Source organism: Desulfobacter sp. (assembly GCA_028768525.1).
In the GTDB taxonomy this organism is placed as follows: domain Bacteria; phylum Desulfobacterota; class Desulfobacteria; order Desulfobacterales; family Desulfobacteraceae; genus Desulfobacter.
Map to the genome: position 1 here is coordinate 4,334,194 of CP054837.1, position 17,696 is coordinate 4,351,889.

Consider the following 17,696-nt stretch of genomic DNA (forward strand, 5'->3'; position numbering starts at 1 on the left):
GCGTCTCATGGTCGGGTGTGCCGGAGGGGAATCCGTCCGGTCAGACCTGCCGTGACCTCGTAATTGATGGTGTTGGTAAGTTTGGCAATATCGTCGGCCGAGATGGTTTCATCCCCCTGGGAACCCATGAGGACCACCTCGTCTCCGGCCGTAACCCCAGGGATATGGCCCACGTCGATCATGGTAAAGTCCATGCAGATCCGGCCCAGGACCGGTGCCCGCATTCCCCGGACCAGCATATGGCCCCGGTTGGACAGCTGCCGGCTGTAGCCGTCGGCATATCCCACGGGCACCGTGGCAATGACCGTGGGGCTGGGGGTGACATGGGTGGCGCCGTAGCTGATATCAAATCCCTTGGGAACGGATTTGACCTGGATGATTTTTGACCGGATGGTCATGGCCGGTTCCAGGATCAGCCTGGATTTGTCCACATCCCCGGAGGGCCACAGACCGTACATGGCGATCCCCGGCCGGATCATGTCCAGGTGGGATTGGGGCAGGTCAATGGTGCCGGCGGAGTTGGCAATGTGGCGGATGCCGGGATCAAATCCTTTCCCTTTTAATCTGTCTGTCAGCCGGATGAACTGCTTAATCTGGCTGTTAGCATGGGTTTTATCCTGTTCGTCGGCCCGGGACAGATGGGAGTAAATACCCTCTACCCTGAGTTTGGGCAGGGAACCCAGGGCCAGGATGTCATCAATGGGATTCTCCGGGGCGGTGCCGGCGGCCTGCAAGGAACTATGGACATAGCCCAGCCGTCCCATTCCCGTATCCACCTTGATATGGATTTTCAGATCAGGGCCCTGGGGGTCTAAGCGGGCGGCCATTGCTTTTGCCCCGGCAAGGTCGGTCACCGTTGCACGGACATGGTGTTCCGCCATCCATGGGGCCTGCTCCGGCAGGACATCCCCGAACAGGAGCATGGGGGCGTCAATGCCGGCATCCCTCAATGCGGCGGCTTCTGAAATCCGGGCCACGGCCAGGAAGTCGGCGCCGGCGGCCATGGCGGCGCCGGCGACCGCAACGGCGCCGTGGCCGTAGGCATCTGCCTTGACCACGGCCATGATCCGGGTGCCTGGGGCCGTAAGACCCTTGAGGGCCCGCAGATTGTGTTCCACCGCCCCCAGGTCCACACTGGCCCGGGTTTGGGGAAGAAGCAGGGGCTGCCTGCGGTGTTCCTTTTTAGGGGAACGGGGCATCAGCAGTCACCCTGGCCGTATGCTTTGGTGTAGTCCGCCCATGTCTTGAGCAGGGCCCGGGTTTTTTCTCCGGGTTTGCCGCCGTTGACCACCAGATCGTCAATCTGGATGACAGGGACAATCTCTTTGTTGGAGGCGGTGATGAATATCTCATCCATTTCCGGCAGTTCTTCGGCCTTGATGTGGCGCAGCTGAATTTCGTAGGTCTCCTTGAGCAGTTCCAGCACCGCTCCCCTGGTAACGCCCGGGAGAATGCCGTCGGGAGGGGTGATCAGCTCATTGCCCTTGAAGCAGAAAATATTGGTGGTGGTGCCTTCCAGGACATTGTTCTCCGCATCTTTGTATACGGCCTCAATGGCGTCCTGGGCATGGGCCTTTTGCTGGGCGAATACCGCAGACAGGTAGTTGGTGCTTTTGGCGGCGGGAATGAACCGTTCCATGTCAACGGTGATGATTTTGGCGCCATCGGTGTACCACCATTGGGGCAGTTCATATTTGGGGGTGACATAGACCATGAGAATGCCGTTGCCCTGGGGGGTCACCCCGTCGGGGCTGATGCCGCCGGTGTAAACGATGCGGATGTTGGATTCATTGTGGTGGCTGTTCTTCTCCAGGGTCTGCATAACGATATCGCAGATTTCGCTGTTGGAGTGGTTCAGGGTCAGCCCGATTTCCCTGGCGGAATTTTCCAGGCGGGCCACATGCTGTTCCAGTTGGAAGGGCCGTTTGTTGTAAGTGATCAGGAAGTCAAATACCCCGTAGCCGCGCAATACGGTGATATCTTTGGCCGGCACCATTGCCTGGTCGTCTTCTACAAATTCTCCGTCAATATAATAAATGTCCATTCTACTCCTTCCATGCATATATATGCTCTCTTGTGTTTTTGTATGGTATCAGGCCGTTGAATCATTTTTCCTGATTGCATGATATCTGATATATTAATAATATGCCCGGGTCAAGAAAAAAATTCTTGTAAATGCATAAAAAGTAGAATTTCATGCGAAAAATATGCATTTATGCAAAGAAATGTCGGAAATCATGTGATGCCAGCGAAGGATGTTAGGGGCAGGCCGCCTGCAGGCAAACGAAAGGGGGCCCCATGCCAGCGGTTTTTTTTACAGGGGGTAAAAAAAATTGACAAACCCGGCCCCCCGTGTCAGCATACCAGACCGGTGGCAGTATCGTACCTGAATGCGGACAAGGTGAATGGAGGCCAGGACAGTGCCGGAAGCAATAAAAAAATTTCTCTTTGACCTGAACAATGCGGATTTCCTTTCCGTATTCGATGAATTCAGCGACGGGGTCATTGTGGCCGACCGCCAGGGCACCATTGTGTATTATAACGACGCCATGTCCCGCATTGACGATCTGGACAGAAAAGAGGTGCTCCTTTCCAGGGTGACAGATGTCTATGACCTCAGCGATGAGGAAAGCATCATCATGCAGTGCCTGAACAAGCGGCGTCCCATCATTGACGCGCCAAATTTCTACAGGACCCGCATGGGCAAGTTCGCCAATACCGTTCATTCGGTATTCCCGGTCTTCAGCATGGACCGGCTGGTGGGGGTGATCTGTTTTGTCAGGGATTACCATATGCTGACCAACACCATTGCCACCCTGCCGGTCCCGGCCACCGCCTTTGACACCGGCAACATTACCTTTGAGTCCATCATCGGCCGGGATCCTGTATTCCGGGATGCCATCCGGTCGGCCCGCCTGGCATCCCAGACCCCGTCGCCGGTGATGCTGTTCGGGGAGACCGGAACGGGCAAGGAACTCTTTGCCAGGGCCATACACAACCACGGCCCCCGGGGCAACAGGAAATTTACCCCGGTCAACTGCGCGGCCATCCCGGAGAATCTGCTTGAGGGGATATTGTTCGGTACTTCCAAGGGGGCCTTTACCGGATCTGTAAATAAGGCCGGGCTGTTTGAGCGGACCTCCGGCGGCAGCATTTTTCTGGATGAGGTCAACTCCATGCCCGTGGGCCTCCAGGCAAAAATTTTAAGGATCGTCCAGGAAAACAAGGTACGGCGGGTGGGGGCGCTCAGGGAAATCAAAACCGATTTAAAGATTATTTCCTCAGTGAATCAGGATCCCCGCATATCCATTTCAGAGGGCACCCTGAGATCCGACCTCTTTTACCGCCTGGGGGTGGTGTTCATCCATATCGTCCCCCTGCGCCGGCGCCTGGGTGACCTGGAATTCCTTGTGGACCACTTCATTGACAAACACAATACCCGGCTGATGAAGCAGGTGGCATCCATTTCCGACAATGTGATGGAATTGTTCCGGATTTATAACTGGCCCGGTAATGTCCGGGAGCTGGAGCATGTCATCGAAGGGGCCATGAACGTTGTCGGGGAGGGGCAGACCATACGCATGACCCATCTCCAGTCCCATTTTTCCAACTGGTCCATCCAGCACCGGTCCGGGGAACCGGAGCACAGCGGTATCCCGGTTCAGAACCGGTCCTTTTCTCCTCCGGGCGGTCCGGGGGCTGCGGTCCGGGATCAGATGCCCCCGGCGACCCTCAAGGGGGTGAAAAAAGTTAAAGGGGAAGCGGAAAAAGAACTGGTCACCCGGGTGCTGTCCGAGTGTGGGGGCAATATCGCCCGGTCCGCAAGACATCTTGGGATTTCCCGCCAGCTTCTTTACTATAAAATTAAAAAATACCAGATTGACCGGAGCCGGTTCTAAGGGCGTCAGCCGTTTCGCCATCGTACTGTAAAAAAGTGTAAAATTTTACAGTAAAAGTGTGGGGCGGTGTTTGTAAATCCAATTCATTTATTAATGCTTATAAATTTTTTTTAATGCGGTGAAACCCCCTCCCATTGTACCGTTGAACCAAACGATTACAGATTGTTACACGGGGGGCGGTCCGGTGTTTCTATGCACTGGTACGCAATCTGCACCTCTATGCTCAGAGTGAAAAAATATTAAGGAGTTTCGATACAGCAGAAAAGTTCAGACATTAAATCAGACATAGGGAAAAGGAGACTTACACCCATGAAGACCAATGCAAGGGCAGTTGTTATCGGCGGAGGCGCCATCGGCGTCAGTGTGGCTTACCATCTGGCAAAGTACGGATGGAAAGACGATGTGGTGCTGATTGAAAAACACGAACTGACATCGGGATCCACCTGGATGGCCGCGGGCAATGTCTCCTTTTTCCACTCCAACTTTTACGGCACCCAGGTCAACATGAAAAGCATTGAGATCTACAAGGAGCTTGAAAAGGAAACCGGCCAGAATGTGGGCTGGCACACCACAGGCTCCATCCGTACGGCCGACAACCCCGGCCGCATGGATGAACTGGGCTATGCCTATTCCATGAACCGCTGCCTGGGGCTGGACGTCTCCTGGGTCACCCCGGAAGAGATCGGCAAAATGCATCCCTTCATCAACCCAGAAGGGCTGATGGGCGGGCTTTACTGGCCCGATGACGGGGATGTGGACCCCAACTCCGTTACCCAGGCCATGGCCAAGGGCGCCCGGAACCACGGGGTTGAAATCAACCTCCATACCCGGGTGACCGGGATCGAGCAGAAGGCCAACGGCGAATGGCTGGTGAAAACGGACAAGGGCGAGATCACCTGCGAACACCTGATCAACGCCGCCGGTCTCTGGGCCCCGGAAGTGGCCCGGATGGTGGGCCTTGAAATCCCCTCCATCGCCATCGCCCATACCCATATCCTTTACGAAAAAATCCAGGCCATTGACGAAGCCGACACCTACCTGCCCCTGATGCGGGACCCGGACAAGTCCATCTATCTCCGCCAGGAAATGGACTCCCTGATCCTGGGAATGTACGAAGCCCACGGCCAGCAGTGGAAGCGGCGCGGGGTCCCCTGGGATTACGCCCAGGAGGAACTCAACCCGGATCTGGACAATATCTCCGACTGCATTGAAGCAGGCATGGACCGGTTCCCCATCCTGGGCGAAACCGGGTTCAAGCATGTGACGGCCGGCCCCATCACCTACACCCCCAACGGGGATCCCCTGGTGGGCCCGGCAGCGCCCCTGAAAAATTTCTACCATGCCTGCGGCTATTCCTTCGGCATCACCCAGGCCGGGGGCATCGGCCATTACCTGGCCGGCTGGATCATGGACGGTGAGCCTGAAATCGACCTCTGGCCCATGGATTCCCGGCGGTACGGGTCCTACGCCAACTGGGCCTACAACACGGAAAAAATCGCCGACACCTATCCCCGGCTTTACGCCCATATCTATCCCAACGAATTCCGGGATGCGGCCCGGCCCAATAGGACAAGCCCCATCTATGAATACCAGAAACAGGCCAATGCCGTTTTCGGCGACTACTACGGATGGGAATGCCCCAATTACTTCCCGCCCGAGGGAGAGGACGGATACGAAAACCCGTCCTGGCGGCGGACCAATGCTTTCAAGCATGTGGCGGCCGAGTGCAAACATGCCATGGAAAAGGTGGGGATCATCGACCTGACCCGGTTTGCCAAAACAAAGATTTCCGGCCCCGGCGCCAAAGCCTGGCTCAACAATATGACCTGCCAGAAGGTGCCTAGTGTGGACGGCCGCATTGCCCTGAGCCCCATGCTGGACCACCAGGGGCATTTTAAATCCGACATGACCATCACCCGGGTAAATGAAAACGAATTTTTCTGCGTCACCGCCTCGGTGGGCAAAAAACACGACCAGCACTGGATGCTGGAGAATCTGCCCAATGACGGGTCCGTGGCCATGGAAGATCTTACCTATGAGATGGGCTGCCTGGTCCTGGTGGGCCCGGATGCCCGCAAGGTCCTGGAAAAGGCCGCCTACGACGATGTGTCCAACGATGTTTTCAAGTTCGGCACCTCCCGGGAAATCTATGTGGGCCGGACCAAATGCCGGGTGAACCGGATGAACTATGTGGGGGAACTGGGGTATGAGATTTTTCATCCCATCCAGCATCAGATTTCACTCTACCATGCCCTCATGGGAGCCGGGGCGGATGTTGACATCAAACTCATCGGTATGCATGCCATGGATTCCATGCGCCTGGAAAAGGGGTATCTGGCCTGGAAATCCGAGATGAACGTCCACCATACGCCCCTGGAAACCAATGTGGCCTGGACCGTTAAAATGGATAAGGAGTTCATCGGAAAGGCCGGGCTGGAAAAACAGAAGGCAGACGGGATTCCCCTGAAGCTGGTCTGCCTGGTGGTGGAGGCCGAGGATGCCGACGCCTGGGGATATAATCCCATATTTGCCGGTGAAGAACGGGTGGGAATGACCTCCTCCGGCGGCTACGGCCACAGAACCCAAAAGAGCATTGCTCTTGGGTATGTCCCGCCCAAATTCGCCGATGCCGGCACGGCCCTGGAAGTGGAGATTCTGGGGGTGAAACGGTCGGCCCAGGTGGTCTCCATGCCCATTTACGATCCGAAAAATGAAAGAATGAAAGGTTAAAGGGGAAGAGATCATGAAAATTTTTGTCTGCGTTAAACATGTTCCGGACACGGCCGCCAACATCAAACTGGCCGGGAACAACGGATTTGAGGATTCGGAAATCAAGTTTGTGGTCAACCCCTATGACGAATTCGGGGTGGAAGAGGCCGTTTCCCTGGTGGAAAAAAACGGGGGCGAGGTGGTGATTGTCACCGTTGGCAAGGCCGCGGCTGCCGCCACCATCCGGGGGGCCATGGCCATGGGGGCCCACCGGGCCATTTTGGTGAAGACCCAGGGTCAGTTTCTGGACGCCAGCCTCACGGCCAAAGCCCTGAAGGCAGCCATAGAAGAAGACGGGGCCCCGGATCTGATATTCACCGGAAAAGGGGCGGTGGACACGGAAACCTTCCAGACCCAGTACCGCCTGGCCGCCGCCTTGGGCCTGCCAGTGGCCAATGAGGTCAGCCGCCTACGCATTGACGGCGGTAAAGCCGTGGCCGAGCAGGAAGTGGGCGGGGGGGACCGCCAGGTCATTGAAATGGGTCTGCCCTGTGTCATCGGGGCCACCAAGGGGCTCAACGAACCCAGGTATCCTAAATTCCCGGATATCATGAAGGCCAAGAAAAAAGAGATCAAGGAGATGGACATATCCGATCTGGGCATTGATGAAGCCGCCGGTGCCGTGGTGATTGAACATCTGGAGCCGGTGCCGGAACGGGCCGGTGCCAAAATGATTGAGGGCTCGGTACAAGAGCAGGTGACCGAACTGGTCAGGATTCTGAAAGAAGAAGAGAAAGTGATATAAAGGAGGCGAGCATGGCCAAAACCGGCATTTTGATAGAGACTGAAAACGATGCGGTAAAAGAGACCTCTTTGGGGGTGTTGACCGCCGCTGCCGGCCAGGAGATTATTGCCCTGGTCATGGATGCCAACCCGGCATCGGTAAAAGATAAACTTGCCCAATACGGGGCATCCGGCATTGTATCACTCAAACCGGCTTCCGGGGATATCTTAGCCTCCCCGGACCTGGCGGCCCGCTGCCTTGAGGCCGCCGTCAATGAATACGGCCTGGATGCGCTTTTGGGAACGGCATCCGCCGTGGGCAGGGATCTTTTTGCCCGCCTTGGGGCGCTGATGGACCAGCCCATGGTCAGCGATTGTGTGGCTGTGGACATTGATGCCAAAACCGTGAAAAAATCCCATTTTTCCGGCAAGACCTTCGCCACCCTCCGTGTGAACGCTGACCTGCTTCTGGCCACTGTCCGGCCAAACGCCATTGAGGCGGTGCCGGCGCCGGCCGGCGGTGAAATCCTGGAGTTTACAGCAGATGTGCAGGATCCGGGGCTGGCTGTCATCAAAGAGATTAAAAAGGGAGACAGTGACAAACTGGACCTCACCGAAGCCCCGGTCATCGTCACCGGGGGGCGGGCCATCAAGGCCGCTGAAAATTATTCCATGCTTGAAGCCTGCGCCGGGAAAATGGGCGGTGCGGTGGGCGCTTCCAGGGCGGCGGTGGACGCGGGGTTTGCCCCCCATGCCATGCAGGTGGGCCAGACCGGCAAGACCGTATCCCCCAAGCTCTATATCGCCTGCGGGGTTTCGGGGGCGGTCCAGCATTTCGCCGGCATGAAGACCTCCAAGGTCATCGTGGCCATCAATGAAGACAAGGACGCCCCCATCTTTGCCAAATGCGACTACGGCATTGTGGGGGATATCTTTGAGGTGGTGCCGGCACTCACCGAGAAACTTTAAGCCAAGCAGGACAGGTAGAATCAATGGAAACCTACACTATTCTGAAATCTGTGGTCATGCTGGCGGCCCTGGCCGGGGCCTTCGGGTACTTTTTTCTTAAGGCGGCCAGGCTCTACCGGATCATGACGGCGGTGGAGGGCGACGGCCCAAGCATGGCGGAAACGGCCGGGGACAGGACAGCAGACCGGATCAAGCTGCTCTTCACCGAAGTGCTGGCCCAGACCAATGTCCGGCGCAAGCCCATGCCCGGCCTGGCCCACACCCTGATATTTTTCGGGTTCCTGGCCATCCAGCCCCATTCACTGGAACTCATGGTGAGGGGCGTCATTCCCGCCTTCCACCCGGGAAACCTGCTGCCGGGACTCTACGGGGCCTACCTCTTTGTGGCCGACATTCTGGGCTTCCTGGTTCTGGCCGGATTTGCCTATGCCCTCTACCGGCGGCTGGTGGTCAAACCCCATTACCTGACCATGGGGAAGGATGCCAATCTCATCATCCTCTTTACTTCGGTGATTGTGATTTCCTTCCATTTTATCAATGCATTTCAGATGGCCATGCCGGCCGGGGAGGGGTTTTCCTATGCCTCGGCCTTCCCCGTCTCCGGTATTTTTGCCGGGGTCTTCGGCATCAACGGCCTCTCCCCGGACCAGCTGTCCCTGGGATACGAGGTCTTTTATTTCATCCACATCGGCACCATTCTGGGATTTCTCATTTATATCCCGGGATCCAAGCACCTCCACCTGCTGGCGGCGGTGCCCAATGTCTTTTTCAAACGGCTGGACACCCCCAAAGCCATGGTGAAGACGGATATCGAGGATGAAGAGGCGGAGACCTTCGGCCTGGGCCGGGCCTCGGAGTTTAACTGGCATAATGTGCTCAACCTCTATGCCTGCACCGAGTGCGGCCGGTGCGAGGAACTGTGTCCCGCCGCCGGCACGGACAAGCCCCTCTCCCCCAAGAAACTCATCCACGATTTTAAGGTGGATCTTCTGGATCAGGCCGGGCTGATCCTGCCTGATGGAGAGGGAGCGGACAAAAAGGAGGAGGTCCAGCCCCTGCTGAGGGAGGACTCGGGGATCACCGACGATGTACTCTGGTCCTGCACCACCTGCCGGTCCTGTGAAAACATCTGTCCGGTGAATAACGAGCACCTTGATTTTATTCTGGAAATGCGTAAACATCAGGTACTTATGGAAGCCAATTTCCCGCCGGAGATGCAGGAAACCTTTAACAACATGGAAAACCAGGCCAATCCCTGGGGATTTGCCGCAGATACCCGTGGGGACTGGGCAAAGGATTTGGACATTCCCCTGATGATGGACAGGCCCGACACCAAGGTGCTTTATTTTGTAGGCTGTGCCGGTTCCTTTGATGACCGGGGCAAAAAGATCAGCCGGGCCACGGCCAGGGTATTGAAAAAGGCCGGGGTGGATTTTGCCATCCTGGGGCCGGAAGAATCCTGCAACGGGGATATGGCCCGCCGGGCCGGGAACGAATACCTGGGCCAGATGATGATCATGCAGAATGTGGAAACCATCAATCAGTACAAACCCGAACTGATCCTCACCGGATGCCCCCATTGCTATAATACGCTGAAGAATGAATACCCGGAATTCGGGGCCGCTTATGAGGTGGTCCACTATGCCGATTATTTCAACACCCTGATTCAGGAGGGAAAACTCAAGGTTAAACCAAAGGACTTTGGGAAATTGACCTTCCATGATTCCTGCTACCTGGGGCGGTGGAACGATATTTACCACAGCCCAAGACAACTTCTAGGAGCGGTGAATACCGGGAACTTGGTTGAAATGGAGCGGAACTGCGAAACGGCCATGTGCTGCGGTGCCGGCGGCGCAAGGATGTTCATGGAGGAGACCATCGGAAAACGGATTAACAACGTCAGGGCCCAGCAGGCCGTGGACACCGGTGCGGGCATGGTGGCGGCCTCCTGTCCATTCTGCGCCACCATGCTTAACGACGGGATCATGGAGGCGGATAAACAAATAGAGGTAAAGGATATTGCAGAGCTGTTAGACGAAGCAACTTAAATGAAGAATCGAAATTAAGGTTGATGAGGTTCCCGGAGACGATTGTTGAGGGAGAAGGAAATAATCATAATACGAAAGGGGAGTGTATGAAAGACAGGTTTGATACCGATTACAAAGTCGGTCAGGACAACACGCAGAAATGGGGCCTGGATATCCATGGGCCGGTGTTTTTCATTTCCGCGGCGCTGGTAATCGGTTTTATCATTTTAACCTTGATGAACCCGGTGGATGCCAAAAAAGTGTTCGACAGCTCCAAATCCTGGACCATTCAGAATTTTGACTGGTTTTTCATGATTTCGGGCAATCTTTTCGTGCTGACCTGCCTGGCCTTGATTGTGCTGCCGGCCGGGAAAATCCGTCTGGGCGGAGATGGCTGTGAACCGGAATTTACCCGGATGTCGTGGTTTGCCATGCTCTTTGCCGCGGGCATGGGCATCGGTTTGATGTTCTGGAGTGTGGCCGAACCCGTGGCCTACTTCACAGACTGGTGGGGCACCCCCCTGAATGTAGCCGGCAAAAGCCCTGAAGCGGCCCGGGCCGCCATGGGGGCCACCATGTTCCACTGGGGGCTTCATCCCTGGGCCATGTATGCGGTGGTGGCCCTGTCCCTGGGCTTTTTTGCCTTTAATAAAAACCTGCCTTTGACCGTCCGTTCCTGCTTTTTCCCCCTTCTGGGCGAGAAAACCTGGGGCTGGGCCGGCCATATCATTGATACCATCTCCGTCGTGGCCACCATCTTCGGGCTGGCCACCTCCATGGGCTTCGGCGCCCAGCAGGCAGCCTCGGGTCTTCATTTTATTTTCGGCATTGAAAATACCCTGGGGCTGCAGCTGATCATCATCGCATTGGTGACTGCCGCCGCAATCATCTCGGTGGTCAGGGGGCTTGAAGGCGGGGTAAAGGTCCTGTCCAATATAAATATGACCCTGGCCCTCTGCCTTTTGGTATTTACCATTCTTGCCGGGTCCATCCTCCATTTTTTCTCCGGCCTTTTTTCCACCTCCGCTGCCTACGCCGACTATATCCTGCCCCTGAGTAACTGGATCGGCCGTACCGATGATAAGTTCTACAAGGGCTGGACGGTCTTCTACTGGGCCTGGTGGATTTCCTGGGCCCCCTTTGTGGGCATGTTTATCGCCCGCATCTCCAAGGGCCGTACCATCCGTGAATTCATGACGGCCGTGTTGCTGGTTCCCACCTTTTTGACCCTGCTCTGGATGCAGGCATTCGGCGGAAACGCCCTTTACCAAATCCAGAACGGCGTGGGTGTACTGGCGGAAAAAGGCCTGGGCGAGGTTTCCCTGGCCCTGTTCCAGATGCTTGCCAATCTTCCGCTCACCGGAATCACCTCATTCATCGGTATCATCCTGGTTCTGGTGTTCTTTGTCACCTCTTCGGATTCCGGTTCCCTGGTGGTCGATTCCATAACCGCCGGCGGCAAAATGGATGCCCCGGTGATCCAGCGGATTTTCTGGGCCACCCTTGAAGGCCTTATCGCCGTCTGCCTCCTGGTGGGCGGGGGGGCCGACGCCCTGGGCGCTATCCAGGCTGTGGCCGTATCCGTGGGGCTTCCCTTCACCGCGGTGATGATTGTCATGCTGATCAGCCTCTTTATGGGGCTGCGCCATGAGATGCAGCAGAGGGTGAACGCCTGATCCGGATGATGACCTGTATCGCTGTTTTCACCATGCCCTGTCCATGGGTTGGACAGGGCATGTTTCTTTCCTTAACGTGAGATCTATTTGGCAGGCGGGGTGAAACTGCGCTGGGCCAGTTCCGCATCCAGCATGAGCAGGCCGTGGCCTTCCCCGTTGATGAGTTTGAGCTTGTTCAGAATCCCTTCCATGGAGGCTTCCTCCTCCACCTGTTCTTCAACAAACCAGTTCAGGAAATTCTTGGCGGAATGGTCGTTTTCAGAGATGGCCAGGTCCATGAGATCGTTGATCAGACCGGAGACCAGTTGCTCATGTTCATAGGCCAGCTGGAACACCTCAATGGGGGACTTGAATTCTGTTTTGGGCGCTTCAATGGCGTCCAGGGTGACCCGTCCGCCCTTTTCATTGAGAAACCGGTACATTTTCATGGCATGGAACCGCTCTTCTTCCACCTGGACAAGGAAGAAATTCTCAAAACCGCTTAAGCCTGCGGCATTAAAGTAAGATGCCATGGAGAGGTAGTAGTATTCTGAAAAAAGTTCCCGGTTGATCTGGTAGTTGATGGCCTTTTCAAGTTTTTCAGTAATCATTTTAATTTTCCTTTGTTTTATTTGGGGGTGGAAAGTTCTTTAATAAACCAGGCTATAACGTAAGGAGTAAAAACCGGAAATCAAAAAATAATTATGGATTATTTATGGCATCAGGTGCCTGTTGAGGCATGAAATCCTGATGGCACATTGGCAAGGGGCTGGTTGAGCCGGTGGTTATCAATCTCGCCCCGCAGAAAAGCCAAAGCGGGGTTGCGTACTTCGGCAGGGACAGTGCAATTGTCATTTTGCAATAGGTTGTTGTCCAGGGAATAGGTGCCGCCATTCTGCCAGTTGCCGGCTCGAGTAAAGCGGACGGCCGCGATGATGTGGTGGGGAGGAATGCTGTCTGCAGCCATCTCCTGGGCGAATACGGCCCACATAATTTCAGGCGTTTTATGGGGGGCTTGTGAAATATCCATAATTTGAAGCGAGTGCTCCACCTGCATCTTGTGGGTATTGAAAATTGTAGCAATGTCCACCGCCATCATATAGATGTAATTGGGATGCTGGGGATTTGTTCCGTCGTTCCCCATGGGGAAAATAGCAGCGACATTAAGACGGGCGGAAAAACACACTGCGGTAGGCGGTGTGATATCACCGCACCTTTTCATCGGATTTGGGGTCCTGTATTCAATGGGTGCGCCCAGATGCCGTTTCTGGAATCCGGCGGTAAAAATCGGGTCATCTCCGTAGGGTGTCCTGTCATCGCCGCGAAAGCAGATTTTGAATGCCATTTTTTTCTCCTTGCCGGTTTTTTGTCAACGCGGGAATGGACTTGGACGGCATCCCACGGCCCCACACGGGGCTGTTCCATTAGGCCTGTAAGCATAGAACTGTGATTCCATGGCAGGCTTATTGGTTTATCAGTGAGCGTATTTCCCAAAGGATATTCAGATGTAGCACCGCAATGGATGTGACAGGCGGATTAAATAAATTGAAACCATATTTGGAAACAGAAAACAAGTTTAAAATATTTCCATGTTTCGCAAGGGTGAATATATTGTGTCGTATATCCCCGGGTCATCTCGATATGTGAAAGTAAATTAGATTGCCGCTTCTTGTTTGTATTTAGTTCGATGTAATATTTTTGCCGTTACAGGCGAATGGTGCATTTATTTTTCTATAATCCGGAATATCTCCAGAAAATTTAATATGTAGAATTCGATGTAGTTTTGTGGTATGTGTACGCCCTGCCACCCGGATGCAGGCATTGGAGACCTGGCCGGTATTTTTTTCCGGCAACGCCAAGGCAACGGCGGCCCCGGAGTTTATTTAAATAAGCCTGGTCGCCCCGGCAGGGTGATACGGGAAAAGGAGAGTTTAGCAGTCATGGGGGAAAAGTCCGATAGCGACCCTAATAGTGATGTAGATTTTACAAAAATATTTTTTACCGATATCAATGGGCGATTGATGAATCTCTTTGTCAACCCGGCCATGGTCGAAAAAATGAGCAAGACCGGTGTCGGGTTTGACGGCAGTTCCATTGCCGGTTATACCTCAGTGGAAAACAGCGACCGACTCCTGGTGCCCGATCTGTCGACCTATAAGAATATTGATTTCCAGGATAAGCGCGTCGGCTTTCTCATCGGAGATATTTACGACGAAAAAGGCAACCCTTCGCCAACAGATCCCCGTCATCTTTTAAAGCAGGTGTTAAAAACCGCTGAAAAGGAATTCCAGGTTCGGTTCACCCTGGGGCCCGAGTATGAGTTTTTCCTGCTCAACACAGAGCCTGCTGCAGCGGGTGCTGATTCTGAAATACCTGTTCTGGAGCATTCCGATGATATCGGCTATTTTGAATCCTCCCCCATGGACAAAGGTGAATTTATTCGCCAGGATATCGTCAATATAATGGCCGGATGCGGCATCCAGTATGAAAAAACCCACCATGAAGTGACGCCGTCCCAGCATGAGATCAATCTTGAGTGCACCGATGCCCTTTCAGCGGCGGACCGTACCCTGCTTTTTTCATATGTGGCCAAGCAGGTCGCTGAAAAGAATGGGTTTACCGCCAGCTTTATGCCCAAACCCTTTGAAAATCATAATCGAAATGCCTTTCATATGCATCTTTCCATGCAGGATGCTGAAGGCCGGAATCTTTTTTATGACGAATCTGCGGAATGCCAGCTCAGCGATTCTGCCCGGCATTTCATCGGCGGTATTCTGAAATATGCCCGGGAAACCTCCATTGTCATGGCATCCACCGTCAATTCCTATAAGGCCTATGTCATGGGAAAAGAGGCGCCTGTTGTCAGGGGCTGGGGGCTTCGCAACCGCAGTTCAATGGTCCGGGTGCCCTATACCCTGTCCCCTGAGAGCACCCGGATTGAGCTCCGCAACCCGGATCCCGCCGGAAATGTTTATCTTCAGATGGCGGTATTGATCTCCATGGGGCTTGCCGGCATGAGGGAGAAGATTGACTGCGGCAGTGCGGATAAGGGCAGTTCCTACAGCAGGGATTACGGATTAAAGGTCTGGGATGAGGATTTTCTGCCCAGAAGTTTTTATGAGGCCCTTGTGGAGGCCGAAGGCAGCAGTTTCCTGAAAGAAACCCTGGGAGACGCCATCTACAGGAATATGATGGCACTTAAAATCAGAGAATGGGAGGAAGACAGGGTCCATGTGACCCAGCGCGAACATCAAATTTACAGAGACGTGTGATCCTCGTTCCATACCCCGTCTAATAATAAAATTCAGTTCATTTTTGCGGGAGATAAGCCGATGGATTCGCATCATCGCGCTTGCTCCCGCTATATTCCAAAAAGAAGTTGCAGTATGTCAAGACACGTAAGGTTAGATAAGGTTATCGTCCCCGTTAAATCCATTAAATTGTTGAAACGGTTACTCAATGAAAATCCCAGATTAAAACAGATAATGACCCAGTCCTCCACCCATGAAGCGGCCCAGGGAAGGATCAAAAAGTGGGTGCTCGGCACCATGGGGGATAAGGGGCCTGCATATCAATTCTACAGGGGGGCGTGTGGTTCTGACTTCAATGTGAACCACATCGACTGGCATGATGTCGCGGCCATCAGGATCCTTGATTATATTGATCATGCAGGGATGGAGATCCAGGATCCCAATTTTAAAGATGTGGTCACTGAAAATGATCCGTTTCGGCTGCTCTGGCTGGCCATTCATAAAGGCACGGGCGGGGCGCGCCCTGATTTTTTTGAAGACATGATCCATCTGTTCCGTCAGTTCAAAGGTAAGGAAAAAAGAAAGATTCCCTCCAGAGAGGATGTTGAAGAGTGGATGGAGCTCTACCCCTCAGGGCTGGAACCAAAAATTGTAGAACTTCGGGAACGCAATAAACGGCGAATTTTAAAGATCATCATCGCCAAGATGGACGAAGGGGAAATCACTGACCCCAAATACTGCTTTGAACCGGGGCTAACCGATGCCCAGAAGCTGGAAACCGCACTTGGGTGGTGGAAGGAAACCGGTTTTCATTTGAAATTCGCCGTCCGGAATGCCGACCTTTTGGATGAGCTGTTAAACCACTCACTGGATCCCATCACCATGGCGGTGCTCCATGATGCCGAAGAAAAGGGGATCCCTTTTTTCATCAACCTTTATTACCTCTCCCTGCTGAATGTCAATGCACCGTGGTTTGCCGTGGGGGCGGAACTGGCCATCAGGGATTATGTGATTTACAGCAAACAGCTGGTGGAAAATTTCGGGGATATTACGGCATGGGAAAAAGAGGACCGGGTTGAGCCGGGCAAGCCCAATGCCGCCGGCTGGATTCTGCCCTCCCGCAATAATGTCCACCGCAGGTATCCCGAGGTGGCCATCCTCATTCCGGACACCAGGGGGCGGGCATGCGGCGGCCTTTGCTCATCATGCCAGAGGATGTACAATTTCCAGAACGGCATTCTCAACTTCAACCTTGATGAGCTGAAGCCCGACGGATCATGGGATCAGCGGCTGGAAAAATACATGAACTATTTCGAGGAGGATGCCCAGCTTCGGGATATCCTCATCACCGGCGGCGATGCCTTCATGAACTCCAACCGCTCCCTAAAAAAGATCCTGGATGCGGTATACGAAATGGCCAAAAGGAAAATTCAAGCCAATGCGGACCGGCCCGAGGGTGAAAAATACGCTGAAATGCAGCGGGTGAGGCTGGGAACCCGGATCCCTGTCTATCTGCCCCAGCGGGTTGATTCCGGGTTGATTGAGATTTTAAAGGCCTTCCGGGAAAAGGCAAGCCGGATCGGGATAAGGCAGTTTGTGGTCCAGACCCACTTTATTTCTCCCATGGAAGTGACCCCGGAGGTCAGAATCGTGATCCGGCAGATGTTATCGGCCGGCTGGATTGTTACCAACCAGCATGTGTATATTACCGCGGCCTCCCGGCGGGGCCACGGGGCGAAGCTGCGGCAGGTGTTAAACGATGTGGGCATTGTTCCCTATTACTCATTCTGCGTCAAAGGCTACCATGAAAATGTCTATAATTTTGCCACCAATGCCCGGCTGATCCAGGAGCAGAATGAAGAGAAATATATTGGTTTGGTTCCGGGCCCATACCATGACCGGATCAAGGATTTTTCACTGGACGCACCCAACATGGCCGAAAACATCAATGCTTTGAAAGAGAGGCTGGATCTGCCATTTTTGTCAACGGACAGAAGTGTGCTCAACATGCCCGGGGTGGGAAAAAGCCTGTCGTTTAGAACCATAGGCATCACAAGGCGGGGGCGGCGGATTCTCCAGTTTGACCACGATGCCAGCCGGGTTCACAGCCCCATCATCCATAAGATGGGAAAGGTGATTATCGTGGAATCCAAAGCCATCAATGACTATCTGCATCAATTGGAGTATATGGGAGAAGATATTTCCGATTACAAGAGTATCTGGGGCTATTCCATCGGGCAATCGGAAAAAAGGCATTCTCTGTATGAATATCCTGAATATGATTATAAGGTAACTGAAGAATATACCAATATCAGGATTTGAGGATAACACAGCCCCGGTTTCGGGAGCGTTGTCCTCTGTTTCCGGCACCCCCACAGCATTTGGGCATTCGCCTTGATGGAT

12 protein-coding genes are annotated in these 17,696 nt (G+C 54.1%); 8 read left to right on the forward strand and 4 right to left on the reverse strand.

Annotation, left to right across the window (positions count from 1 at the left end; all coding sequences use genetic code 11):
• Positions 1 to 5 precede the first annotated feature (5 nt).
• Positions 6 to 1,199, reverse strand: a complete 1,194-nt coding sequence (gene alr, locus HUN04_19155; GenBank protein WDP91706.1) for an alanine racemase — start codon at positions 1,197 to 1,199, stop codon at positions 6 to 8.
• Complete coding sequence (locus HUN04_19160) at positions 1,199 to 2,044, reverse strand: aminotransferase class IV (protein WDP91707.1); 846 nt, start codon at positions 2,042 to 2,044, stop codon at positions 1,199 to 1,201. The genes alr and HUN04_19160 overlap by 1 nt, the downstream gene beginning before the upstream one ends.
• Positions 2,045 to 2,405: 361 nt before the next feature.
• Here HUN04_19160 and HUN04_19165 point away from each other — a divergent pair, with 361 nt between their 5' ends.
• The 6 genes from HUN04_19165 (at position 2,406) to HUN04_19190 (ending at position 12,063) form a co-directional block, all read left to right on the forward strand.
• The gene (locus HUN04_19165) at positions 2,406 to 3,899 is read left to right on the forward strand and encodes a sigma 54-interacting transcriptional regulator (protein WDP91708.1); all 1,494 of its coding nucleotides are present in this window, start codon (positions 2,406 to 2,408) and stop codon (positions 3,897 to 3,899) included.
• A 309-nt stretch (positions 3,900 to 4,208) separates the two neighbouring features.
• On the forward strand, positions 4,209 to 6,629 hold the full coding sequence (locus tag HUN04_19170; protein ID WDP91709.1) for a GcvT family protein: 2,421 nt from the start codon (positions 4,209 to 4,211) through the stop codon (positions 6,627 to 6,629).
• A 13-nt stretch (positions 6,630 to 6,642) separates the two neighbouring features.
• Entirely contained in the window at positions 6,643 to 7,413 is a 771-nt protein-coding gene (locus HUN04_19175; protein WDP91710.1) for an electron transfer flavoprotein subunit beta/FixA family protein, read from the forward strand.
• Between the two features lie 11 nt (positions 7,414 to 7,424).
• A complete protein-coding gene (locus tag HUN04_19180; protein ID WDP91711.1) occupies positions 7,425 to 8,360 on the forward strand; it encodes an electron transfer flavoprotein subunit alpha/FixB family protein in 936 nt (311 codons plus the stop codon).
• Positions 8,361 to 8,383: 23 nt separating this feature from the next.
• The gene (locus HUN04_19185; GenBank protein WDP91712.1) at positions 8,384 to 10,408 is read left to right on the forward strand and encodes a 4Fe-4S dicluster domain-containing protein; all 2,025 of its coding nucleotides are present in this window, start codon (positions 8,384 to 8,386) and stop codon (positions 10,406 to 10,408) included.
• Positions 10,409 to 10,494: 86 nt separating this feature from the next.
• On the forward strand, positions 10,495 to 12,063 hold the full coding sequence (locus HUN04_19190; protein ID WDP91713.1) for a BCCT family transporter: 1,569 nt from the start codon (positions 10,495 to 10,497) through the stop codon (positions 12,061 to 12,063).
• A gap of 83 nt (positions 12,064 to 12,146) precedes the next feature.
• Here the strand turns inward: HUN04_19190 and HUN04_19195 are convergent, their stop codons facing one another.
• Positions 12,147 to 12,653, reverse strand: coding sequence for a ferritin (locus HUN04_19195; GenBank protein ID WDP91714.1), 507 nt, complete (start codon positions 12,651 to 12,653; stop codon positions 12,147 to 12,149).
• Positions 12,654 to 12,763: 110 nt separating this feature from the next.
• Positions 12,764 to 13,387 carry a hypothetical protein gene (locus HUN04_19200; GenBank protein ID WDP91715.1) on the reverse strand — a complete coding sequence of 208 codons (624 nt, stop codon included), beginning with the start codon at positions 13,385 to 13,387 and terminating at the stop codon, positions 12,764 to 12,766.
• Between the two features lie 595 nt (positions 13,388 to 13,982).
• Here HUN04_19200 and HUN04_19205 point away from each other — a divergent pair.
• Positions 13,983 to 15,314, forward strand: coding sequence for a glutamine synthetase (locus HUN04_19205; GenBank protein WDP91716.1), 1,332 nt, complete (start codon positions 13,983 to 13,985; stop codon positions 15,312 to 15,314).
• Between the two features lie 114 nt (positions 15,315 to 15,428).
• Positions 15,429 to 17,615, forward strand: a complete 2,187-nt coding sequence (locus HUN04_19210; protein WDP91717.1) for a KamA family protein — start codon at positions 15,429 to 15,431, stop codon at positions 17,613 to 17,615.
• Positions 17,616 to 17,696 lie beyond the last annotated feature (81 nt).

Bases quoted from the DNA above. Each gene is read 5' to 3' on its own strand.
- alr (WDP91706.1), bottom strand. From the start codon at position 1,199: ATGCCCCGTTCCCCTAAAAAGGAACACCGCAGGCAGCCCCTGCTTCTT.
- HUN04_19160 (WDP91707.1), bottom strand. From the start codon at position 2,044: ATGGACATTTATTATATTGACGGAGAATTTGTAGAAGACGACCAGGCA.
- HUN04_19165 (WDP91708.1), top strand. From the start codon at position 2,406: ATGGAGGCCAGGACAGTGCCGGAAGCAATAAAAAAATTTCTCTTTGAC.
- HUN04_19170 (WDP91709.1), top strand. From the start codon at position 4,209: ATGAAGACCAATGCAAGGGCAGTTGTTATCGGCGGAGGCGCCATCGGC.
- HUN04_19175 (WDP91710.1), top strand. From the start codon at position 6,643: ATGAAAATTTTTGTCTGCGTTAAACATGTTCCGGACACGGCCGCCAAC.
- HUN04_19180 (WDP91711.1), top strand. From the start codon at position 7,425: ATGGCCAAAACCGGCATTTTGATAGAGACTGAAAACGATGCGGTAAAA.
- HUN04_19185 (WDP91712.1), top strand. From the start codon at position 8,384: ATGGAAACCTACACTATTCTGAAATCTGTGGTCATGCTGGCGGCCCTG.
- HUN04_19190 (WDP91713.1), top strand. From the start codon at position 10,495: ATGAAAGACAGGTTTGATACCGATTACAAAGTCGGTCAGGACAACACG.
- HUN04_19195 (WDP91714.1), bottom strand. From the start codon at position 12,653: ATGATTACTGAAAAACTTGAAAAGGCCATCAACTACCAGATCAACCGG.
- HUN04_19200 (WDP91715.1), bottom strand. From the start codon at position 13,387: ATGGCATTCAAAATCTGCTTTCGCGGCGATGACAGGACACCCTACGGA.
- HUN04_19205 (WDP91716.1), top strand. From the start codon at position 13,983: ATGGGGGAAAAGTCCGATAGCGACCCTAATAGTGATGTAGATTTTACA.
- HUN04_19210 (WDP91717.1), top strand. From the start codon at position 15,429: ATGTCAAGACACGTAAGGTTAGATAAGGTTATCGTCCCCGTTAAATCC.